At 66.3% G+C, this 21752-nt stretch carries 16 protein-coding genes and 1 pseudogene; 12 read left to right on the top strand and 5 right to left on the bottom strand.

Features of this window, described 5'->3' with window-relative positions; all coding sequences use genetic code 11:
• Positions 1-53 precede the first annotated feature (53 nt).
• Positions 54-968, bottom strand: a complete 915-nt coding sequence (locus DL240_RS20770; protein WP_111730789.1) for an NUDIX hydrolase — start codon at positions 966-968, stop codon at positions 54-56.
• Positions 969-1069: 101 nt separating this feature from the next.
• Between DL240_RS20770 and DL240_RS15360 the strand changes: the two genes are divergently transcribed.
• The 9 genes from DL240_RS15360 (at position 1070) to DL240_RS15320 (ending at position 13256) form a co-directional block, all read left to right on the top strand.
• Positions 1070-2140 (top strand): OmpA family protein, encoded by a 1071-nt coding sequence (locus tag DL240_RS15360; RefSeq protein WP_111730788.1) that lies wholly within the window; start codon positions 1070-1072, stop codon positions 2138-2140.
• Positions 2141-2315: 175 nt separating this feature from the next.
• Positions 2316-4757: a L,D-transpeptidase family protein gene (locus DL240_RS15355; RefSeq protein ID WP_111730787.1), complete on the top strand. Its 2442-nt coding sequence runs from the start codon at positions 2316-2318 to the stop codon at positions 4755-4757.
• 28 nt (positions 4758-4785) lie between these two features.
• Positions 4786-5526 (top strand): TlyA family RNA methyltransferase, encoded by a 741-nt coding sequence (locus DL240_RS15350; protein ID WP_111730786.1) that lies wholly within the window; start codon positions 4786-4788, stop codon positions 5524-5526.
• Positions 5527-5642: 116 nt separating this feature from the next.
• On the top strand, positions 5643-6974 hold the full coding sequence (locus DL240_RS15345; RefSeq protein WP_158542619.1) for an alkaline phosphatase family protein: 1332 nt from the start codon (positions 5643-5645) through the stop codon (positions 6972-6974).
• Between the two features lie 31 nt (positions 6975-7005).
• A complete protein-coding gene (locus DL240_RS15340) occupies positions 7006-7704 on the top strand; it encodes a TetR/AcrR family transcriptional regulator (protein ID WP_158542618.1) in 699 nt (232 codons plus the stop codon).
• Positions 7705-7706: 2 nt separating this feature from the next.
• Positions 7707-8021, top strand: a complete 315-nt coding sequence (cutA, locus tag DL240_RS15335) for a divalent-cation tolerance protein CutA (RefSeq protein WP_111730783.1) — start codon at positions 7707-7709, stop codon at positions 8019-8021.
• Positions 7999-10659 (top strand): PEP/pyruvate-binding domain-containing protein, encoded by a 2661-nt coding sequence (locus DL240_RS15330; protein ID WP_111730782.1) that lies wholly within the window; start codon positions 7999-8001, stop codon positions 10657-10659. Before cutA ends, DL240_RS15330 begins: the two co-directional genes overlap by 23 nt.
• A 210-nt stretch (positions 10660-10869) precedes the next feature.
• Positions 10870-11919 (top strand): pirin family protein, encoded by a 1050-nt coding sequence (locus tag DL240_RS15325; protein ID WP_111730781.1) that lies wholly within the window; start codon positions 10870-10872, stop codon positions 11917-11919.
• Between the two features lie 200 nt (positions 11920-12119).
• Positions 12120-13256: a metal-dependent hydrolase gene (locus DL240_RS15320; RefSeq protein WP_111730780.1), complete on the top strand. Its 1137-nt coding sequence runs from the start codon at positions 12120-12122 to the stop codon at positions 13254-13256.
• A 112-nt stretch (positions 13257-13368) separates the two neighbouring features.
• On the opposite strand, the gene DL240_RS15315 is transcribed toward DL240_RS15320, so the two are convergent.
• On the bottom strand, positions 13369-14313 hold the full coding sequence (locus tag DL240_RS15315) for a hypothetical protein (protein ID WP_111730779.1): 945 nt from the start codon (positions 14311-14313) through the stop codon (positions 13369-13371).
• 133 nt (positions 14314-14446) lie between these two features.
• Here DL240_RS15315 and DL240_RS15310 point away from each other — a divergent pair, with 133 nt between their 5' ends.
• On the top strand, positions 14447-14971 hold the full coding sequence (locus tag DL240_RS15310) for an HIRAN domain-containing protein (protein ID WP_111730778.1): 525 nt from the start codon (positions 14447-14449) through the stop codon (positions 14969-14971).
• Here DL240_RS15310 and DL240_RS15305 read toward each other — a convergent pair.
• The 3 genes and pseudogenes from DL240_RS15305 to DL240_RS15295 all read right to left on the bottom strand — a co-directional run.
• Positions 14956-15756: pseudogene (locus tag DL240_RS15305) on the bottom strand (HipA domain-containing protein); the annotation flags it as partial. The gene DL240_RS15310 and the pseudogene DL240_RS15305 sit on opposite strands and share 16 nt — an antisense overlap.
• Before the next feature lie 15 nt (positions 15757-15771).
• Positions 15772-16035: a helix-turn-helix domain-containing protein gene (locus DL240_RS15300; protein ID WP_111730776.1), complete on the bottom strand. Its 264-nt coding sequence runs from the start codon at positions 16033-16035 to the stop codon at positions 15772-15774.
• Positions 16036-16299: 264 nt separating this feature from the next.
• Entirely contained in the window at positions 16300-17502 is a 1203-nt protein-coding gene (locus DL240_RS15295; RefSeq protein ID WP_111730775.1) for a hypothetical protein, read from the bottom strand.
• Positions 17503-17772: 270 nt separating this feature from the next.
• Here DL240_RS15295 and DL240_RS15290 point away from each other — a divergent pair, with 270 nt between their 5' ends.
• Both DL240_RS15290 and DL240_RS20765 read left to right on the top strand, forming a co-directional pair.
• Positions 17773-19530: a DUF4397 domain-containing protein gene (locus DL240_RS15290; RefSeq protein ID WP_111730774.1), complete on the top strand. Its 1758-nt coding sequence runs from the start codon at positions 17773-17775 to the stop codon at positions 19528-19530.
• A 117-nt stretch (positions 19531-19647) separates the two neighbouring features.
• Positions 19648-21393 carry a DUF4397 domain-containing protein gene (locus tag DL240_RS20765; RefSeq protein ID WP_111730773.1) on the top strand — a complete coding sequence of 582 codons (1746 nt, stop codon included), beginning with the start codon at positions 19648-19650 and terminating at the stop codon, positions 21391-21393.
• The last annotated feature ends 359 nt before the right edge of the window (positions 21394-21752 follow it).

Raw genomic sequence — 21752 nt, 5'->3', positions numbered from 1 at the left:
CCGGGAGTTGATGCCCCGCTGCCGCCCCCCGGCAGAGCTGAAGCGACCCGGCATCACCCCGGCGACGCCCCGGTCCACCACTGCCCCCCTTTGCGCACCACCCGGGTCACCTCTCCCCTGGCCGACGCATACCCCGCGTAGCGCGCATCGCCGACCGGGTACCCGCGATCGCCGGGCAGCACCAACACCGCCTCCCCCTCGTCGGCCTCCTCCAGAAGGTGCGGCAAAATCGCCCTCACCTGCGCCCTGGAGGCATCCCGAAACAGGGCCTCCATCCCGCCCGCGCGCTCATAGACCCGCATCGCCTCCAACACGCAGAGCGTGGGCGGAGCCAGCTCCAACGCCCCCTCCCGATAGCGCCCCAGGGCTTCCGAGGGCGTGAGCCACTGCGCATCGACCAACTCCCGCTCATCCGCCCCCACCTCCTGGCCCTGCGGTGCCCGCGCCACAAAAAAGCGCGTATCGTAGCGGCGAGTCTCAAAAAAGGGCGTGATCCAATGCGCAAAGAGCACGAGTTCGTTCACGCCCAGCCGCACCCCCTCCAGCCGCGCTCCCAACGCCTCCATCAACCCCACCATCGTGCGCTCCCCGCGATCCACCTCCCCCCGCCAGCACGAGAGCTCCTCGCGCAAGCGCGCCAGCGCACTGGCCTCCACGTGCGCCCCCTGCCGCCGGACCAGCAACAACCCCGACTCCTCAAACACCTCCCGCAGCGCCGCCACACACAAGGCCCGGGCGCGCGCTGCCTCCACCCCCATCCGCGCGGCGGCCTCCCCGATCGCCCCCACATCCTCGCACCATCCCTGGACCGCCTCATCCCCATCGGCCTCATCCACGCGCCCCCCCGGAAACACCCACCTATCGGCCATAAACGCCAGCCCCCGCGCGCGCCGCATCAACAACACCTCCAGCCGGCTCCCCACCTCCCGCACCAGCATCACCGTGGCCGCATCCCTTAACTCCTGCATCTGCCGCTCCTCTGATTCGCTCGCAATTGAATCCTGACGCCCCCTCGTCGTATACCACACTCAGATCACGTCTGACCGCCCCTCCTCACCCCGGCGTCGCCATGAACATCCTCATCCCCAACCTGCGCTCTCTCCCCTCGCTCCTGACCCGCGCCGGCCTCACCACTCTCATCGCCGCGCTCCTCTGCGCCGCCCCGGCCGCCGCCCAGGACTTTGAGTACCGCGTCAACAACCGCGTCCAGGTCGGACAGGGACACCCCTCGCTCACCCTGCGCGCGCCGGCCACGCTCACCGACGTCGTGGTCACCTTCCAACGCTCCGATGGCCACACCCGCACCCAGCGCCTGGGACGCCTGGAGCGCGGGGAAGTCAAAGAGCTGCGCATCGAACAGCCCCCCGGCACCTTTGACTACACCCTCACCCTCAAAGGCACCGACACCCTGGGCGAACCCGTCGAGTTCCAGCTGACCTTTGACGTCGCCTTCACCGAACCCCTGCGCGTCAACGTCGACACCGAGCAGATCGAACTCGGACAGGGACGCCTCCCCATCCAGGTCAACCGCCCCGTCGATAAGGTCGAGATCGAGCTCTTCGATCAAAACAACCGCTCCCTGGGCACCCAGACCTCCCGGCTCAACGGCCAGCGGGGCAACCTCAGCCTCACCTTCCAGCCCCCCTCCGCCCAACTCGCCGGCGTGCGCGTCACCGTCCACGACACCGACGGCTTCTGGGAGTCCTTTATCCTGGAGCCCTTCTGGGTCGAGATCCCCCACCAGAGCGTCGTCTTTGACTCCGGCCAACACTCCTGGCAGGACTCCGAGCTCCCCAAACTCACCGAAACCCTGGAGCGGGTCCAGCAGGCCATGCGCGCCCACCGCGACAAAGGGCTCCAGATGCAGCTCTACATCGCCGGGTACACCGACACCGTCGGCGACGCCGCCAGCAACCAGCGCTTAAGCGAGCGCCGGGCCCGCGCCATCGGCCAGTGGTTCGCCTCCCAGAACCTCGACATCCCCATCTTTTATCAGGGCTTTGGCGAAGCCGTCCTGGCCAAGCCCACCCCCGACAACACCCCGGAAGAAGCCAACCGCCGCGCCCTCTACATCCTGGGCAACGGCACCCCGCCCACCTCCGATCAACTCCCGGCCTCCCGCTGGAATCGCGTGCGCTGACCTGGCCACTCCCGCCCCCGGAGATCCCCTCCGGGGGGCTCCCCCCCGCGACTTTACTTTACACAAAAGCGCCTGAGGTTTTCTTAATCTTCGGCCTCCCCTGATCTATAGTCGCGATGCCTTATCGCCCTCTTCTGGCACCCTTTTGCCGCGCATCTCAAGCGCCAAGATACCCATGACTCATACCCCCCGACGCCGACCGATCGCCCGGCGAATCAACACCGTCGCCCTGGCCCTTGGCCTGCTCACGCTCAGCGCCTGCTCCGAACCGACCATCGAGCCCCAGGCCGCGCAGAGCTACACCCAGTCATGGGCCCCCACGCTCGAAGAAGCGCTCCGCCAGGAGAGCGCTCAGGCCGCCTCCAGTCAGGCCCTCAAAGAGCGCCTCTCGGCCGCCGCCCAGAGCCCGGCCCAGCGCGCCCAGGCCGACGCCCCCCCCTTCGCCACCCTGGTCGATCAGGTCTACCAGGCCCGCGACTACGAGCCCGCGCTCGTCAAAAACGCCGCGCTGACCCCGGCCGGCGAAGCCGTCTGGAACGCCCTCCAGCTCGTCGAAGACCACCAGCTCGACCCGGCCCCCTACCAGCTCGACCAGATCGCCGGGCTCTTCGACCAGCTCGAAACCCAAAAACAGGCCTACGCCGACTTCGACGAGCTCCAGCCCACCGAGGCCGAGATCGCCTTCGCCAGCGCCTGGCTCACCGAGCAGCCGGTCGCCGCCTTTGATCTCTCCCCCGAGAACCACGCGCGCCTCACCGAAGCGCTTCTGGCCGCCCCCAGCGGCGCGCGCCTGCGCGACGCCCTCCAGACCTACCAGCAGAAGTCCGCCCAGGTCGTCGCCGTCGAAGTCCAGCTCGAAGAGCTTTTGGCCGCCGGCCTGGCCCGCTACGCCCACCAGCTGCGCCACTTCCGCCTCAAAGAGATCTTCGTCCACGAGCGCCACTGGGATAAGTACAACGAGCCCGACAGCCGCTCCACGCGCCCCGACGAGGCCAAAGGCCCCTTCCGCGCCGGACAGGTCTGGCGACGCGCCTCCCATGTCGCCACCGACATCGCCAACGCCCGCAAATCCCAGATCCTCCACCAGGGCATCAAAGACACCCTGGCCAGCACCCTCAACGCCGAAGGCCCCGAGCAGGCCCGGGCCGGCGTCGACGCCATCCCCCCCCAACAACCCCAGTACCAGGGCCTGATCAAGGCCTTCCGCCGCTACCGCGACATCGTCGAAGCCGGCGGCTGGCCAGAGGTCCCCGCGCCTCGCTCCCTCAAACCCGGCCAGAGCGCCCCGGTCGTCGCCAGCCTCAAACAACGCCTCCAGATCGAAGGCTTCTACCCGGCCGACGCCCCCCTCGATGAACGCTACGACGACCTCCTCGTCGACGCCGTGCGCGAGTACCAGCACACCCACCAGATGGTCGCCAATGGAAGCCCCCACAAGGTCTTCTGGGGCTCGCTCAACGTCCCGGCCGAGCGCCGCCTGGCTCAGATCGCCCTCAACATCAAGCGCTGGCGCTCCACCAACATCGCCCACGACGAATTCGACCAGTACGTCTTCGTCAACATCCCCGACTTCAACGTCGAACTCTGGCATGAGCACGAGCGCAAGCTCCGCTTTGGCATCGTCGTCGGCAATAACAACAAAGAGGTCAACCCCCTCACCGGCGAAGCCGAACGCGCCAACCGCACCCCCACGCTGGCGGCCTACATCGACCGCATCATCTACAACCCCTACTGGAACGTCACCCCGCGCATCCGGGCCGAATCCATCATCCCCAAGGTCCACAAACACGTCACCGGCGCCTACGCCTCCCGCCTGAGCGCTCTGTTGGCCTCCGCCAAACCCGCCCCGGCCCTGGCCCCGGCCGCCGGCGCCCTGCGCGCCCCCCAGGCCCCCACCCTCACGGCCAACCGCGCCCCCGGCATGGTCGGACGCCCCCCGGCCGCCGCGCAGCCCACCGCTCAGCCCACGACGCCCGCCGCCGCGCAGCCCGCCGCCCCGGCCACCGACCCCACCGAGTCGCTCACCACCATGCGCTCCACCGATGCCGGCCGCGTGCGCGCGTTCAAAACCGACGCCCTGCGCCGCATCCTCGAGCACCACTTCCCCGGTGAAGAGGGCCTGGCTCGCTTCAGAGCCCAGTTCCCCTACCTCGACCCGCACACCGGCCTGGTCGATGTCTCCACTACCAACCCCGACCACATCCCCTCCTGGTACGAGGCCAACGGCTACGAGGTCGCCTTCCCCGGACGCACCTGGGAGTACGTCCGCATGCTCCCCGGCGGCGACAACGCCCTGGGCTTTGTCAAAATCATCTTCCCCAACCTCCAGGACATCTACCTCCACGACACTCCCCACAAACCCCTCTTCTCGCGACCGGTTCGCGGCTTCAGCCACGGCTGCATCCGCATGGAACAGCCCCTGAACATGGCCGAAACCCTCCTGCAGCTCGACGGCCAGAACCCCGACATCGACCGCATCCTGGAGAAGGGCGACTACAACCCGATCTTCCTTAAGCACCAGGTCCCCGTCTTCATCGAGTACTACACCGTGCGCGTCGACGATGAGGGCCGCCCCCACTTCCTGGCCGACATCTACAACTACGACGAACTCGGCTAACCCCACACACGCTGTTAAGGCTCCACCCATGGCCCAAAAAGAGCGCATCGACCGCCTCCTCGTTGACCGGGAGCTGGTCGATACCCGTACCCGCGCCCAGGCGCGCATCATGGCCGGCGACGTCTTCGTCAATGGCCAGCGCGTCGATAAAGCCGGCACCCGCGTGCCCACCGACGCCGCCATCGAACTCAAGGGCCAGAACCTGCCCTTCGTCTCTCGCGGGGGCCTCAAACTCCAGGCCGCCCTCGACGCCTTTGATTACGACTGCACCGACAAAGTCGTCATCGACGTCGGCGCCTCCACCGGCGGCTTCACCGACTGCGTCCTCCAGCGCCACGCCCGAAACGTCTATGCCGTCGACGTCGGCTACGGCCAACTCGCCTGGAAAATCCGCCAGGACCCCCGGGTCATCAACCTGGAACGGCAGAACATCCGCCACCTGGACCCCGCGCTCATCCCCGAGCCCTGCGACCTGGCCGTGATCGACTGCTCCTTCATCTCCCTCGACCTGGTGCTCCCGGCCACCCTGCGCTTTCTCAAACCCGAGGCCGACCTCATCGCCCTGATCAAGCCCCAGTTCGAAGTCGGCCCCGATAACGTCGGTAAAGGCGGCGTGGTGCGCGACCTCGACGCGCGCCAGGGCGCCATCGAGCGCGTCATCGACCAGGCCCGCGCCCACGGCATGCACCACCTCAAGGGCATCGACTGCCCCGTCCACGGTCCGGCCGGAAACATCGAATACCTGGCCTGGTTCCAGCGCCGCGCCTGAGTCGCCCGCGCACCCTCGGGGCGGCCTTGCGCCCCCGGTTGCGCGCCCTCTCTAAATCTCGCAAGATGCGCCCTCCATCCCCCCCTGGCCGGCTTTGCCTTTCTGTGAGCTCCTCCATGATGTCCCCCTCTGCCTCCCGGCTCCTCGCGCTCCTCGCCACCCTCCTGCTCCTGGGCTCCCCGGCCTGCTCCGAAGCCCCGGCCGACGACCCCGGCCTCGACGCCTCGCTCTCCCACCAGGACGCCGACACCTCCGGCGATGACGCGCACACCCCCGACGAGGACACCGATGAGAACAGCCCGGACGCCGCACGCGTCCCCACCCTCCTCATCGGCTTTGATGGCTTTCGCCCCGACTACTTAAGCCTGGCCCCCACCCCCAACTTCGACCGCCTCATCGCCAACGGCGTCCTCGCCGAATCCCTCCAGCCGGTCTTCCCCTCCAAGACCTTCGTCAACCTCTATGCCATCGTCACCGGCCTCTACGCCGAAAACCACGGCATCACCGGCAACACCGTGCGCGATCCGGCCACCGGCGACATGCTCCGCATGAGCGACGCCGAGAAACTCGGCCAGTCCCGCTGGTGGGGCGGCGAACCCATCTGGGTCACCGCCGAAACCCAGGGCAAACGCACCGGCACCTACTTCTGGGTCGGCTCCGAAGCCGAAATCCAGGGCACTCGCCCCTCCCACTGGGTCCCCTACAACTACCAGACCCCGGCCCGTGAACGCATCGACCAGGTCGTGCAATGGCTCTCGGCCGACGATCCTGTCGACTTCGCCACCCTCTACTTCTCCGACCTCGACTCCGTCGGACACAGCCAGGGCCCCCGCGGCTCGCGCCTCTTCAACGAACTCCAGGAAGCCGACGCCAACCTGGGCTACCTCATCGACCAGCTGGAGGCGGCCGGCATCTGGCCCGACATCAACATCCTCCTGGTCAGCGACCACGGCATGACCGCCCTCGACCCCGACAAGGTCATCCGCCTGGATCACATCATCGACTTAAGCGATGTCTTCGTTGTTGAATGGACCCCCGTGGCCACCATCATCCCCGACCCCGGCAAATCCGACGCGGTCTACCAGGCCCTCAAAGCCGCCGAAGAGAACTACACCGTCTACAAAAAAGAAGAGATCCCCGAGCGCCTGCGATACACCCACCACGAGCGCATCCCCGAGCTCGTCATGATCGCCGACCCGCCCTACTCCATCGCCAACCAGTACATCCTCGATAATATCGGCATCAACAAAGGCGGCCACGGCTACGATCCGGACTTCCAGGACATGCACGCTTTCTTCGCCGCGCACGGCCCCGCCTTCCACTCCGGCCTTGAGTCCGAAACCCTCCATATCGTAGACCTCTACGCTCTGATGACACACCTCCTGGAGATCGAGCCCGCCGCCCACGACGGCGACTTCGCTCGCATTGAACATATCCTGGCCGACTGACACCCGCTGCCCACCGCCCCCGGAAATGCCTATGAGTGCCAGACACCAACGCCGACAGGCCCGTCGCGACGAACGCCGCGATGAGCTCAAGCAGGCCGCCATCGAGATCTTTCACGAGCACGGCTACCACGCCGCCCGTGTCTCCCAGATCGTCAAAAAAGTCGGCGTCGCCCAGGGCACTTTCTACCTCTACTTCGAGGGCAAACAGCAGCTCTTCGCCGAGATCATCAGCGACTTCCTTGAACGCGTCGTCACCACCGTCGCCAGCTGGGAGCCCGGCGCCATCGACTCCCGCGAAGACCTCCGCGATGAACTCACCCGCGTCGGTCTCATGCTCACCCATGAGCTCCTCAACCACGAGCTCTCCACCGCCATCTTCTTCAACGAAGCCATGGCCGTGGCCCCCGAACTCAACGAGCTCATTCGCCACTTCTACGAAACCCTCCAGGCGATGCTCTCCGACTTCAACCGCATCCTCTGCCAGCGCGGCCTCATCGCCCCGATGGACTTCACCATCCTGGCCTCCATGACCATCGGCATGGTCGAGCGCGTCATCATGGAACGCGTGGTCTACGGCACCCTCAACGAGGTCGAGCCCCGCGCGATCGTCGACCACCTGGTCATGCACTTCCTCACCGGCACCCTGGAGGCCATCGGCCCGGCCTCCCGCGCCGGAGTCCCCGAAGACGAAGAGCAGCCCACCGACGCCGCCCTCCCGCTCAAGGCCTGATCATGGTCCAGCTCGTCCTCTGCAACTGCCCCCCCGACGCCGCGCAGCCCCTGGCCCAACAGCTGGTCGAAGAAGGCCTGGCCGCCTGCGTCAACATCATCCCCAACATCACCAGCATCTACCGCTGGGAGGGCGAGCTCTGCGTCGATCAGGAACATACCCTCTTGATCAAAACCTCTCCCGAGCGCTATCCCGAACTGGCCACTCGCCTGGCCGAGCTCCACCCCTACTCCGTCCCCGAAATCATCGCCCTGGACAGCGCGCACGTCGCCTCCGCCTACCAGAGTTGGGTTCATGAATCGCTCCACTCCAAATGATCCCATCGTCCGCTTCGGCCCCGAGCGCCAGCCCCACGCGCCCTCCAGCTGGACCTTAAGCCTGGGCGGACCCGAGGGCCCCCGCGCCATCAGCCGGCAACGTGTCGGCGGCAAAGCCTACGGTCTCTGGCAGCTGAACAGCGCCGGCTTCTCGGTCCCCGACGCCTTCTGCGTCACCACCGAAGCCTTCGAAGCCGCCCTCCTCCCCTTAAGCCTCGAATCCCCCGACCTGGAGAGCCTGCGCCAGGCCATCCTCCACGCCCCCCTGCCGCGCACCCTCGTCGAAGAGATCGAGGCCCGCATGGCCTCTCTGGGCGCCTCCCGCTGGGCCGTGCGCTCCTCGGCTGCCGGCGAAGACAGCGCCCAACGCTCCTTCGCCGGACAGGGCCTCACCCTGCTCAACATCCAGGGCACCCAGGGCGTCCTCGACGCCCTGCGCCAGGTCTGGGCCAGCGTCCTGCGCCTGGAACGCCTGGTCTACGAGGCCCGCGACAACATCATGCTCACCCTCGACCCCATGGCCGTTGTCATCCAGGCCATGCTCGAGCCCGACACCGCCGGCGTCTTCTTCTCGCTCAACCCCTTGAGCGGCGACGAAAACGAAGTCGTCGTCAGCACCACCACCGGCCTGGGAGAAGCCGTCGTCCTGGGACAGGACTCCGAAACCCACTACCTCGACAAGCACTCCGGCTACGTCCGCCGTCACGTCACCGCCCGCGGCACCGACGCCTCCCCCGACCATAAGAGCCTGTTGAGCCCCGAGCAGCTCGTCGAGCTCGCCAGCGCCGCCCGCGGCATCGAACACGCCTTCGGCCTGCCGGTCGACGTGGAGTGGGCCTACGCCTTCACCGAAGACACCCCCCATCACCCGCGCCTCTTCTTTGTGCAGGCCCGGCCGATCACCGCCGCCGGCGCCTCCCCCACTCCCCCCGAAGAGGTCTGGACCAACACCAACGTCGGCGAAGCCCTCCCCGGCGTGGCCACCCCCATGACCTGGAGCATCCTGGAGAGTTTTAGCCGACGCGGCTTCCAGACCGCCTTTGCCACCCTGGGCCTGACCCTGCCCGAGGATGCCGACCTGGTCCGCGCCTTCAAAGGACGCATCTACCTCAACCTCTCCCAGTTCATGAGCATCGCCAGCGGCATCCCTCTGCTCAGCCCCGAACGCCTCTTTGAGATGGCCGGCGGGGGCGGCGTCGAGCTGGTCCGCGACATCTACCAGCAACGCTCCAAACGCGACTTCTTCAAACGCCTGCCCACCACCATCCCCAAAATCCTCGGCGCCCAGATCTCCATGCCCCTGGTGGCCCCCCTCTGGGGCCGCTACTTCACCGCCCGCGTCGAAGAATTCTTCGATCGCGACTTAAGCCAGCTCTCCACCGCCGAGCTGCAAAAAGAACTCGATCACGTCGACGCGCTCTTTGATCGCACCGGCCTGATCATGCTCTCGGTCAGCTCCAACTTCCTGATGAGCTACGCCCTCACCGGCGAAGCCCTGCGCCTGACCCACCAGCACAACCCCGAGACCCCGCGCACCCCCCGCGACTTCATCGCCGGCCTCGACGTCAAGAGCGCCGAACCCGGCCTGGCCCTGCTGGATCTGGGCCGCATCGCCCGACGCTCCCTGCGCCTGCGCAACATCATCAGCACGCATGACCCCGCCCAGGTCCACGACGCCCTCCAGGCCCAGGCCCAGCACGACGATGTGGCCATGTTCCTGGTCGAACTCGACGCCTTCCGACGCCACTACGGCCACCGCGCCCCCCGCGAAGCCGAGCTGGCCACCCCGCGCTGGCGCGAAGACATGCGCTTTCTCTTCGAGGTCCTGCGCAGCTTCATCGACGCCCCCCACCTCCCCAGCCCCATCGAGGTGATGCGCGAACAAAAGCGCAACCGCCAGCGCCTCAACACCGAGCGCATGCCCGCCCTGGCCGGCAAAACCCTCTCGGCCATCGTCGGTCTTACCCGCGCCAACGCGCGCCAGCGCGAGTACATGCGCGATCGCGTCGTCGACGCCCTCGACCTCTACCGCCGCTTCTTCCTGGAGTGCGGCCGGCGCCTCTGCGACCACCACATCCTCTCCACCCCCGACGAGGTCTTCTTCCTGACCTACGCCGAACTCCGGGACTGGCTTCAGGCCCCCCATCTGGCCAGCACCTACCGCCTGCGCGTGCTCACCCGTCAGGGCCTCTACGACCACTTCCGCCACCTGCCCGACCCTCCCGACACCTTCCTGCTACGCGGCCACGAGATCATCGCCGAAGAGCCCGAGCCCATCCCCCCGGGTGCGACCGGCACCCGGGAGATCCGCGGCCTGGGCGGCAGCCCGGGGCGCGTCACCGGCATCGCCCGCGTCATCCTCGACCCGGCCGACCACGACGCCACCATCCGCCCCGGGGAGATCCTCGTCGCCCCCTACACCGACGTGGGCTGGACTCCCCTCTTTCTCACCGCTGCCGGCGTGGTCATGAGCCTGGGCGGCCCCTTGAGCCACTCCTGCATCGTCGCCCGGGAGTACGGCATCCCCACCGTCGTCAACGCGCGCCAGGCCACCGAACGCATCCAGACCGGCGACCGCATCACCGTCGATGGCGACCAGGGCCTCATCCTCATCCACCTCGCCAGCGACGAGCCCTGAGGCGGCGTTGCGTCCACGCAACGCCGCCGTCCACCCGCTCGCGGATTCTCCCTGCCGCCCCGCGCGTTCCCTCCCCGATACCAGGTCACCACCTGGCGCCCCCCGGGCCCGGCGGTGACCCCTCTCATTCTGGCAAGACCTGTGTTTTTTGCGGCGAAGGCAGCCCCCTTGCGAGGGCCCCCTTCCGCCCCCAACGTCGGGAGCCTCCCCATGAGCGAACGCCACCCCTCCATCAAAGCGATCGTCCCCCTGACCTCCAACCCCTGGCCCACGCTGGACCCCTTCCTCTTCTGCACGCATCACAACGACCGCTACCCCCGCGCCAACGAGCAGATGGGCCCCGATGCCTCACTGGCCGGACGCAACATCGGCCACGATTTTTCGGGCAAAGACGGCTGGTCGATGTACCACGGCGACACCGTCCCCGGGTTTCCGCGCCACCCGCACGCCGGCTTTGAAACCGTGACGATTGCCCGCCAGGGGTTCATCGATCACAGCGACTCGATGGGCGCCTCGGCGCGCTTTGGCCAGGGCGACGTGCAGTGGATGACCGCCGGCAAGGGCGTGGTGCACTCGGAGGCCTTCCCCCTTCTCGATCGCGACAACCCCAACACCACCGAGCTCTTTCAGATCTGGTTGAACCTGCCGCGCGAAGACAAAAAGAACGACGCCTACTTCACCATGTTCTGGAACGAGACGATCCCTCGCCACCTCATCAAAGAGGGCGACGAGGTGGTCGGTGAAGTTGCAGTCATCGCTGGCACCCTGCACGGGCTTGATGCCCTCGCCCCGCCCCCCAGCTCCTGGGCGGCCCGCGACGAGTCCAACATCGCCATCTGGACGCTGAAACTTCAGCCCGGCGCCTCCTTCACCCTGCCGGCCGCCAACGAGGAGACCGGCCGCGTGCTCTACTTCTTCGAGGGCGACGCGCTCACCCTGGAGGATGTGGCCCTGGAGCCCCGGCACGGCGCCCAGGTTGAGGGCGACGCCGAGGTCACGCTGAAGAACACCGGCACCGCCCTGGCCGAAGTCCTCGTGCTTCAGGGCCGCCCCATCGGCGAGCCAGTGGTTCAGCATGGCCCCTTCGTGGGTAACTACCAGGGCGATATCCGCCAGATCATGATCGACTACCAGAACACCGGCTTTGGCGGCTGGCCCTTTGAGGCCGACGCCCCGGTTCACCCCCGCGACAAAGGCCGCTTTGCCATTCACGCCGACGGCCGCGAGGAGACCCCGGCTCCCCCCGAAAACGCCGCGTGATTTTTGCCATCACGCTCGCCCCCCCTTGAGCGCCGCCCCCTCAGCACATGAGGGCGCGGCGCTCGTTTTGTTTGTATGTGTTTGCGCCCACATCAAAGTTACTCTGAACATCCTTGCCCTTACGCCCCGAAGAGCCACAATCCACGGCGTCTTCCCGAACCTCCCCCCCTTTCGTTTCTCACGTCCCGGCAGTCTCCCCCATGGATCCGATCGCCCACACCCTGGCCGGCGCCACCCTGGCGCAGACCCGTCTCAAAGAGCTCACCCCGCTGGCGACCGCCACTCTGATCATCGGCGCGAACATCCCCGATATCGACGTCATCGTCTCGGTGCTCGGCGACGACGCCTCGCTGCTTCACCGCCGCGGCCACACCCACGGTGTGCTCGCCATGATCTTCCTGCCGCTGCTCCTCACCGCCCTGATGGTGGCCTACGACCGGCTGTGGCGACGCCGACGCGACCCTCAAAAAGCCCCGGTCGACCCCCGCGCCACCTTAGGGCTGGCCTACCTGGGCACCTTGAGTCACCCGGCGCTCGACTGGCTCAACACCTACGGGGTGCGCTTGCTGATGCCCTTCGACGGGCGCTGGTTCTACGGTGACACCCTCTTCATCATCGATCCGTGGATGTGGCTCTTGATGGGCGCGACCATCGTGCTGACCTACTCCCAACGCCGTCTGGCCCTGGGTGCCTGGGCCGTGCTCGGCGCGGCCATGAGCGCGCTGATCACCTTTGCCGGCATGGTCCCCACCCCGGCGCGCATCGCCTGGTGGGTGGGCGTGGTGGCCATCATCGCGCTGCGCGCCTCGGGCTACACCCCCGATAAACGCCGCCTGGCGGCGGCTTCATGCCTGGCCCTCTTCTGCACCTACTTAGGCCTGATGGGCCTGGGCAACACCCTGGCCTCTTCCCGCGTCACCGACCATCTGGCCAGCCAGGGCATTGAGGCCGAAGTCGTGATGACCGGCCCGGCCGCCGCAAACCCCCTCGCCCGCGAGGTGCTCGCCAGGTCCTCGACCCACTACCACGCCCTCAAGCTCAGCCTCTGGCCGGGCGAAAACGCCATCGCTCCCCGCTACGCCCCCGTCCCCATCGAGGAGCCCGGCCCCATCGCCGAGGCCGCGCTGAGCGCCCCCTCCCAACGCGGCTTTGCCAACTGGGTGCGCTTCCCCGTCTTCGAGGTGCAATCCCACGACGAGGGCCACACCGTCTTCATCCGCGATCTTCGCTACGTCGAGCCCGACGCCACCGAGAGCCGGGGCATCGGCCTGCGCAAGGTCGAGCTCGATGCTCAGCTCCACGAGCGACCGAGCGACGCAGACGACGCGCCTCATTGATCCCGACATGCCCCCGACAAAAACGCCCCCTGATCGTCGACGATCAGGGGGCGTTTTTTCGTGCTGCATGGTGCTCAATCTCTCCGAAGCTGCGACGAGCCTCTGGAGGGACTCAGCAGCCGCGAAGCGCCGTGCGCAGCGGCTCGTCCAAAAGCTCCCAGCAGCCCTGATAATCAAGCCCGGCCACGCATTGCGTCGCCGCGCCGCAGCTCGCGTAACACGCCTCTTCCTGCGGCAGGAACCCGTTGAGGCACGTAATCGCCTCCAGCATCTCCCCGCGATCGTTGAGCACCACCTCCTCGCAGCCGCTCATATCGTGCGAAAACACCTCCACGCACTCCTCCACGCTGGAGAAGGGCTCGCTATCGCACTCGCAGCTCGCTTGCGTCACCGCAGCCACGCCTTCGCCGTAGGTCTGGCGCGCCTCATCGAGCATCCCCACGGTCACCGGCGCCTCACCGGGCATCGTGATGGCCGCGAGCGCCCCTTCAAAGGTCGCGGGATCTTCATAGCGCAGCCAGAGCGCGGTGGCGCCGTTGGGGATCGCAAAGAGCGCAGTGCAGCTGACCGTCTCCCCCGGCGCAGCGAGCGCTTCGGGGCTTTCCGCGGCGCACCCGCCTTCGAGCGAAGCTCCCAGGGTCAGCGCCTCAACCTGGGCCTCACCCTCGGTTGTGGTGATCTCCAGGGCAAAGCCCTCCACCACCATCCCCACCTCCGAGGTCACCCCCACATTCTCCAGCGTGGCATCGACCTTCAAAAAGACCTCTCCGGCCCCCACCGCCTCCTCGCCAACCCGATACGCATAGCTCGCGGGTGCAGCACTCAAAACCACCCCGCTCTCCTCCCCGCCGCCATCTTCAACATCGGCGTCCCCGTCGGCGTCGGCATCCTCCTCAACGTCGACCTCATCGTGAGCGTCGGCATCATCACCGGCATCATCCTCGCCACCATCCTGCTCCACCCCACTATCGGGCTCAGCGGTTGGAGCGGGCTCATCCGTCGAGCACCCCACAACCCACGCCGCCGCCAGCATCATCACCATCACACGCTTCAACATCGTCTCCCTCACAGGCTTCACATCACGCGTCATTTCCATCGCATACGCCCGATCTTTACCACCTCCCCCACCGACTCGCCATCCGCCCCCCGACGCGGCGCCCCGCCGCAGTTTTAACCAACTTTCGCGATGCATGATCGTATGGCCCCAAACCAAACCCTGGTTCTGCCCCTCGGACGTACGTATTCTTGACGCATCGCCAGCATCCCACCACCTCCACCGCCGCCCGGACGCCGCCATGCATCCCTCCCGCACGCGCCAGCACCGCACCTCACCTCCGCCGCCCCCGGGCCATGCCCTGCTCATCCACACCCCGGTGGCCGGCCTGCGTTTTCATGAGTTCGAGCTGGCCGCGTTTCCTCTGGATCTCGGCCAACGCCTGCGCGTGGTCCGCGAGCCCGACAACCCCTACGACACCCGCGCCACCGCCCTCTACGCCGGAGAGCGCCGCATCGGCTACCTTCCTCGCCGCCTCAACAAAATGCCCGCGCGCCTGCTCGACGCCGGCTGGCCGCTCATCGCCCGCATCGAACACCTCAGCACCGGCTACAGCGATCGCGGCCCCGCCCACACCCGCGTCTCCCCCCACGCCTACCCCCGCGCGATGGAGATCATCATCGCCCTCTTCATCCCGCTGCACGCTCAGGGGCGATCCTGACGGAGGTTGTTTTCGAGCGCGCGGGCGCGATTCTCCATCGCGCGCTCGACCCGCTCGATGGCTGGCGAGTACTCAACATGCTCCTGCAATGCAGCGAGCGCCGTCTCCCAGGCTCTTTTGCGTTGTTCCAAAAGACGCTCAAGCTCTCGCGTCGCCAGCGCGGGGCGCATATCCCAGCCCTCAGCGAGCGCTTCAAAATGACGTGGTCGCAAACGATCTGCGCTGACTTCGCCATCCACAGCCATCGCCAGCCCCGTATGCAACCCCTCAATCGCCCGGGTGCATACAAGATCATAAAAGGGCGCAAGACGAGGACCGCTGGGTGCGTAGAGCAGCGAGAGATTTTTGGCATGCCCATCCGCGTTGCCGCTCAATGCGTTGAAGATCACCCATCGAAGCAAATTGAGCAGATCCTTTGCAGCTTGCGTCGACACCTCACCTAAACACCTACCGATCTCCAGCAGCGTGGGGCCCCCTTCGCTCTGGTATTTGCGATGCCGTGACATACCGAAGACCTGACAAAAATCCTCTTGATGAAGACGCACCGTCGCCCCGTCGAACTCACGCCGGTCATAACGCTCCACGACCAAAAATGGCGTGCTCGCCCCTACGTCCAGGTCGACATGACAGACCGGCAGCCCCAGCGCGGAGGCAAAACGCATCGTCAAAAACTCGTTCACCGACAGATGCCGAAACCTCAAAGAGTCGAATTTTAAGATATGGGTGCTCGCCTCGTGACTTGCCGGCACCACGTAGTGTTCCCCCTCCCGAATGCACGCCATTTTGTGCTGGGCGCCGTCTCATTCATACCGCGACTCACCCCAGTACCGGCTCTGCTCATGGTGTCGGCCCAACACCATCACATCGAGCCCCGCGCGGCTGAGCAGTCGCAGCACCAACCCGATTTCCGCGCTCTCTTTGCCGCGCTCAACCTCCGAGAGAAAGCGCACCCCCACGCCGCACACATCGGCAAACTCCTGCTGGGTCAACCCCTGCGACTGACGCGCCTCCCGTATCCTCGCCCCCAACTCCGCCACGCTATGTATCGGCTCTTGCTTCTTCATCACGCTCCTCCATTGCGTTGGCACGCAACCCGGGAACGCACCACCCGGCGATGATGCAACTTTCCCGTTCGGGAAAATTAGCAACGCCACGTCCTCCCATCAACACAATCTTCCCGTTCGGGAAAAACCGCTGCGAAGTCCCCCCTTTCTCATCATAATCTTCCCGCTCGGGAACATCCCCCCCTTCTTTTTGCCGATCTCTGTAGCATCTTCCCGCTCGGGAAAACGCCCCCCCCCGAGCTCCCCCCAATCCCCCCTCAAACCTCACTCACACCGGAACGCGCAGTAGAGCTGCGCCTCCCCCTCCGGGGTCTCCTCGCGGCAGCGCAACCCCACAAAATACGCCAGCGGGTCTTCGGCGAGCACCGAGCAGGGCTTGCCTTCGATCTCTTCCCGGGTCGTTGCCTGGCTCACCGATCCGGGCAGGGGACCGGTCCGGGACGACGAGATTCCCTCGTGCAGCCACCCCGACTGATTATCGTAGGTGAAGGGACGCGCCCCCACATACACCAGCTCATACGGGCAGCTCAGCACGCAGCTCTGGCCAGTGGTCGCCGGCATCTCTTCTTCGCAGAAGTCCGGGTGCGCCCTGTCCCCGGTATCACGCTGGCAGCGGACCTGCCGCTCCCCGGTGCCTCCCGGATTGACCGTGTCCTCACACACCACGCCGGTGCACTGCCAGGGGGTGGTGTGCCAGGCGATCTCATGCTCGGGGCTGGCGCAGTACCCCCAGAAGCGAACCTCGGCCACCTGAACCCGCGCCACCAGGGGTGAGTCCGCCTCAAAGATCACGCCGTAGGCCACGTAGTCCGAGGCGGTGGGGAGCTCCTCGGGCGAAAACACCACCGGTCCCTGCGCCTCAAAGGGCCGGGTCGCCAGCGTGTACCAAAAACTGGAGGCCGCCTTACGCCCCACCAGAACCGCCTGACCGCTGCCCCCTTGCGGAAAGCTCACCTCGTCATAGAGCAAAAAGCTATCGGTAGGGGGATGCACCTCCACGCCCTGCAGACGCATCTCGCAGCGGAACTCTTTGTAGAGCAGAGGTTCCTTATCAAGGTTCTCATAGATCGCGGTCCAGGCCGACTCCGACGGGGGCTGCGATACCACCCCGTCAAACGCGGCACTCAAACGCGTGTCGAAGGTGCCATCGCTCACCCCCACCTCGGGCCCGAGCAAAAACTCCGAGTCCTCATCGCCCGCGTCGGCGTCCTCGCCGGCATCCACATCCTCGCCGCCATCGGCGTCCTCGCCGGCATCCACATCCTCGCCACCGTCGGCGTCCTCGCCGGCATCCACATCCTCGCCACCGTCGGCGTCCTCCCCACCCCCGACGTCCTCCACGGGATCACCGACATCAAACCCGGCATCCTGAGTGCGTCGCGGCCCCCCATCCTCACCGCAGGCGCTGGCCAGCACCACGGCCAGCATCACAAGCCCATGCGTCCATTTCATCTGCGTCCACTTCATCCATGCTCCTGCGCGTCATCATGTTCGGCACTGACACCTCATCGCCTCAGCGCGCCCCTTTTCTCCGGGGTTCTGCCCCCCTATAGCGCTGATCGCCCCATAAATAAAGGACCTGAGGCCCTTCCACACAGAGGACTACAGATCCGGAAAAAAATGCGCTAAGGTGCCGCCCATCACGTCATTTTTGACGCTCCCACGACCGCGCAGCCATAGGGGCTCTCGTGTCCAGAGCGTGACCTGTCGTACGACACACACTCGAGGTATCGAAGGATGAAGTCAGGCAATAAGAGAATCATTCGCCTGTTGGTTTGTGCCCTGTTTGCTGCTGGCGCGGTCGCCTGTGGCGGCGAAGTCCAGCAGGGGGATCCCGGCCCCGAAGGCCCGCAGGGTGAGCAGGGCCCCCAGGGCGACAAGGGGGAGCAGGGTGAGCCCGGCACCGATGGTCAAGACGGCCAGGACGGCGCCGATGGCCAGGACGGCGAAAACGGCCTCAACTCGCTGATCCTCACCGAAGAGCTGGCGCCGGGCGATGTCTGCGCCAACGGCGGCGTGGCCATCTCCACCGGCGTCGACGCCAACGAAAACGGCACCCTCGACGAAGACGAGATTGCCGACACCCAGAACGTCTGCAACGGCGTCGACGGCTCGCTCCTCTGCGACGAGGCCCTGGCCATCACCGACATCACCGGCCTGGACCAGCGCTTTTTCGCCGGCAATGCCAGCGATCCGGTCACCGTGGAGACCAATGGCGAAGGCACGCTCAACCTGAGCTTTGTCGGCCTGGGCGCTGAGTTCGACGTCTCGGCCGGCGACGGCACCTTCACCATCACCCCCGAAGACATCGTCGAAGATGGCGAGGGCCTTGAGTTTGTGCTGGTCGCCAATGGCGAGTGCGGCACGGCGGTGGCCAACATCTCCATCGACGCGGTCGAAGCGCCGGTGGCCAACATCCGCCTGGTCCACCTCTTCGAAGACGCCGGAGAAGTCGACGTGGCACTCACCGGCACCACCGAGGCGCTGGCCACCATCGACTTCGCCACCGCCGAAGGCCCCCTGGAAGTCGATCCGGGCAACTACAGCTTCGACCTGATCGCCGAAGATACCGTCGCCGGCACCACTGCGGCCGCCGACTTCGCGCTGGGTGGCTCCTACACGGTGGTCGCCTACAGCAACGCCGGCGCGCTGGACTTCCTCATCATTGAAGACGACGTGCTGACGAAGCCGGCCGCAGGCAACTTCCGCCTGCGGGCCATCCACGCCGCCGACGGCGTGGGCAACGTCGCCATCAGCACCGGCGCCGACGAAGCCTCCACCGCTGAGCTCGTCGCCGGCCTGGCCTTCGGCACGGCATCTGCTGCCACCGACCTGGCTACCGGCGTGGAATTTGTGCAGATCGACTCGGCCGGCACCCTCTTCGACTACGTCGGCTTCTCGGTGGCGACCTTTGCTGACGGCGCCATCGCCAACGCCTTCGCCTTCATGATGGGCGGGGAGCCCCACATCTTCGTCCAGCAGCTGGGCGATGCCGGCAGTGATGCCATCCTCATCCCCGGCCTGGAGACCCTGCCGGTCTCCATCGGCGCCGACCTGCTCAACGCCACGGTGCGCACCGGTGGCGATGCCGAATGGTCTGTCACCGACGAAGACGTCAGCGCTGGCAACTTCGCCGCCCGCAGCGGCGACATCGGCGACAGTCAGTTCTCCTGGATTGAGGTGACCGTAGAGTTCACCGAAGCAGGCATCTTCGCCTTCGATTGGAAAGTCAGCTCCGAAAACCTGAGTATCAACGGCAATCTCTACGATGGCCTGGCCTTCTGCGCCGACATCGACGCTGCCGAAAACTGCAACTCCGACGTCTCCGACGCCGAGCTCGGTGGCACCCCGGCTGACTTTGCCAACTACACCTACGAAGTCGAAGCGGCGGGCACCTACACCTTTGCCTGGGTCTACGAGAAGGATAGCAGCGTCTCCAACGGTCTGGACCGTGGGTGGCTCGACAACCTGACCTTCACCCCCGGCCTTCCCTGATCGCTGTGGAGCATACGCTCACGCGATCGAAGCAGCCGCCGGCGCCTCCCCTCTTTACGGCGGAGGCGCCCGGCCTCAAAGGGACGATGAAGACCTAATTTCTGGAGTACCTACGCTATGAACACATCTCCATCCTATAAACTCCGCCTGCTCCTCTGCGCGGCCCTGACCACCGGCGCACTCGCCTGTGGCGGCGCCGAAGCCGAGCAAGGCGCTCAGGGCCCCCAGGGCCCGGTGGGTGAACAGGGCGAGCCTGGCGAAAGCGGGCAGCCCGGCGAAGACGGCGAAGACGGACAACCCGGCAACGACGCAGAGCCCGGCGAAGACGGCGCAAACTCGCTTGTCCTCACCGAAAACGTGGAGCCCGGCGATGTCTGCGCCAACGGCGGCGTTACCGTCTCGGTGGGCATCGACGCCAACGGCGATGACGTCCTGGGCGAAGCCGAAATCGACGCCTCCGAGACCATCTGCAACCAGAACGACGCCGTGCAGGACATCTGCGACGAAGCCTTCGCCATCACCGGCATCTCCGGCGCCGATCAGGCCCTCTATCTGGGCCGGGAAAGCGACCCGATCACCGTGGAGACCAACGACGACGCCAACCTCACTCTGGCCTTTGTCGGTGGTGCCACGCTGGAGCCCACTCTCACCTCCAACACCACCTTCACGCTCACCCCACAGGAGCTGGGTGAAGGCCAGCGGATCACGCTGGTGGCCGCCGGCCAGTGCGGCACCGAAGTAACCCAGCTCTCCTTCGCCGAGATCGAAGCGCCCGTCGCCACCCTGCGCCTGGTCCATCTCGTCCCCGGCACCGGCGAGCTCGACATGACGCTCACCGGGACCTCCGAGCTCCTGGCCGTCGCCGACTTTGAAGAGACCGATGCCCCGATGGCCCTGGACCCGGGCACCTACAGCTTCGACCTCCATGAGGGCGACACGCTGGTGGGCACCACCGATCCCTACGACTATGCGCTGGGCGGCTCCTACACCGTGGTGGCCTACAGCAACCAGGGAGCGCTGGACGTCATGATTCTGGAAGATGACGTGCGCACCGAACCGGCCGACGACGCCTTCCGCGCGCGCTTCATCCACAGCGCGGAACTTGCCGGAACCGTCACCATCAGCGCCGGCCCCGATGCAGATAGCCTCAACGCGATCGCCGCCGGCGTGCCTTTTGGGGATGTTGGCAGCTTCACCGATTACCTCGGTGGCCTGGGCGCGCTGCAGATCGACTCCGGCGGCACCCTGCTCACCTACGACACCGGCGTGAGCAGCGCGCTGACGGCCGGCGACATCGCCAACGTCTTCGCCTACCAGACTCAGGGCGGCAATGTGCGCCTGCTCATCCAGCAGCTCAACACCACCGCTGGCGAGACGTCCATCCTGAAGGCCGCCGGCGCCCGCACCCCCCTCTTCGATTTTGAAGACGGCACGCTCCCCACCGAGTTCACCCACAGCGGCGACCTGGGCTGGGAGATCGAGAGTGACCCCAATGTCAGCCTGGGCGACCACTCCCTGGTCAGCGGCCCGATCGACCACAACTCTCGCAGCGAGCTGGAGATCGAACTGGAGTTCACCGAGCCCGGCATCTTTATGTTCGACTGGAAGGTCAGCAGTGAGAGTAACTACGATCCCCTCTTCTTCTGCGACTACGACGCTGCCAGCTGCAACCCCTACTACCCCAACTTCGCGGCGCGCACTTCGGGTGAAAAGGACTGGGCCCCGGTCTCCTACGAGATCCCCGCCGCCGGCACCTACACCTTCTCCTGGGTCTACCGCAAAGACATCTCCAATTCCTTGGGCGAAGACCGCGGCTGGATCGACAACCTGAGGTTTGAGCAGCCCGAGCCCTCGCTGCTCTGATAACCTGGCCCGGCCCGCTTGCGGGCCGGGCCCTCAAACCCCACCAAAAAAGCCCCGCGACGCCAGGCGTCGCGGGGCTTTTTTAGGTCTGGAACCTCACCTTATTGGGCGGCAGCCCACGTGCGAACCTCGTCTCAAAGCGGCCTACCGCTCACGACGATCGGCCCCTTCTCTAACGCTGAGCGCCCCACAATGAAACAACCTGTAACAGGCCCTGACAGCGTACTACAGATCCGAAAAAAAATGCGCTAGGGTGCCTGCCCATCACGTCACTTTCGACGCTCACACGATCGCGCAGCCATAGGGGCTCCCGTGTCTGGAGCGTGACCTGCCGTACACCCCACTACCCGAGGTATCGA

Source organism: Lujinxingia litoralis, assembly GCF_003260125.1.
Classification (GTDB): domain Bacteria; phylum Myxococcota_A; class Bradymonadia; order Bradymonadales; family Bradymonadaceae; genus Lujinxingia; species Lujinxingia litoralis.
The sequence above is the reverse complement of the archived record's forward strand: the minus strand, read 5'-3'. Positions and strand labels throughout refer to the sequence as shown.

Coding starts and splice junctions, on each gene's coding strand:
- DL240_RS20770 (WP_111730789.1), bottom strand. CDS start 968: ATGCAGGAGTTAAGGGATGCGGCCACGGTGATGCTGGTGCGGGAGGTG.
- DL240_RS15360 (WP_111730788.1), top strand. CDS start 1,070: ATGAACATCCTCATCCCCAACCTGCGCTCTCTCCCCTCGCTCCTGACC.
- DL240_RS15355 (WP_111730787.1), top strand. CDS start 2,316: ATGACTCATACCCCCCGACGCCGACCGATCGCCCGGCGAATCAACACC.
- DL240_RS15350 (WP_111730786.1), top strand. CDS start 4,786: ATGGCCCAAAAAGAGCGCATCGACCGCCTCCTCGTTGACCGGGAGCTG.
- DL240_RS15345 (WP_158542619.1), top strand. CDS start 5,643: ATGATGTCCCCCTCTGCCTCCCGGCTCCTCGCGCTCCTCGCCACCCTC.
- DL240_RS15340 (WP_158542618.1), top strand. CDS start 7,006: ATGAGTGCCAGACACCAACGCCGACAGGCCCGTCGCGACGAACGCCGC.
- cutA (WP_111730783.1), top strand. CDS start 7,707: ATGGTCCAGCTCGTCCTCTGCAACTGCCCCCCCGACGCCGCGCAGCCC.
- DL240_RS15330 (WP_111730782.1), top strand. CDS start 7,999: ATGAATCGCTCCACTCCAAATGATCCCATCGTCCGCTTCGGCCCCGAG.
- DL240_RS15325 (WP_111730781.1), top strand. CDS start 10,870: ATGAGCGAACGCCACCCCTCCATCAAAGCGATCGTCCCCCTGACCTCC.
- DL240_RS15320 (WP_111730780.1), top strand. CDS start 12,120: ATGGATCCGATCGCCCACACCCTGGCCGGCGCCACCCTGGCGCAGACC.
- DL240_RS15315 (WP_111730779.1), bottom strand. CDS start 14,313: ATGTTGAAGCGTGTGATGGTGATGATGCTGGCGGCGGCGTGGGTTGTG.
- DL240_RS15310 (WP_111730778.1), top strand. CDS start 14,447: ATGATCGTATGGCCCCAAACCAAACCCTGGTTCTGCCCCTCGGACGTA.
- DL240_RS15300 (WP_111730776.1), bottom strand. CDS start 16,035: ATGAAGAAGCAAGAGCCGATACATAGCGTGGCGGAGTTGGGGGCGAGG.
- DL240_RS15295 (WP_111730775.1), bottom strand. CDS start 17,502: ATGAAGTGGACGCAGATGAAATGGACGCATGGGCTTGTGATGCTGGCC.
- DL240_RS15290 (WP_111730774.1), top strand. CDS start 17,773: ATGAAGTCAGGCAATAAGAGAATCATTCGCCTGTTGGTTTGTGCCCTG.
- DL240_RS20765 (WP_111730773.1), top strand. CDS start 19,648: ATGAACACATCTCCATCCTATAAACTCCGCCTGCTCCTCTGCGCGGCC.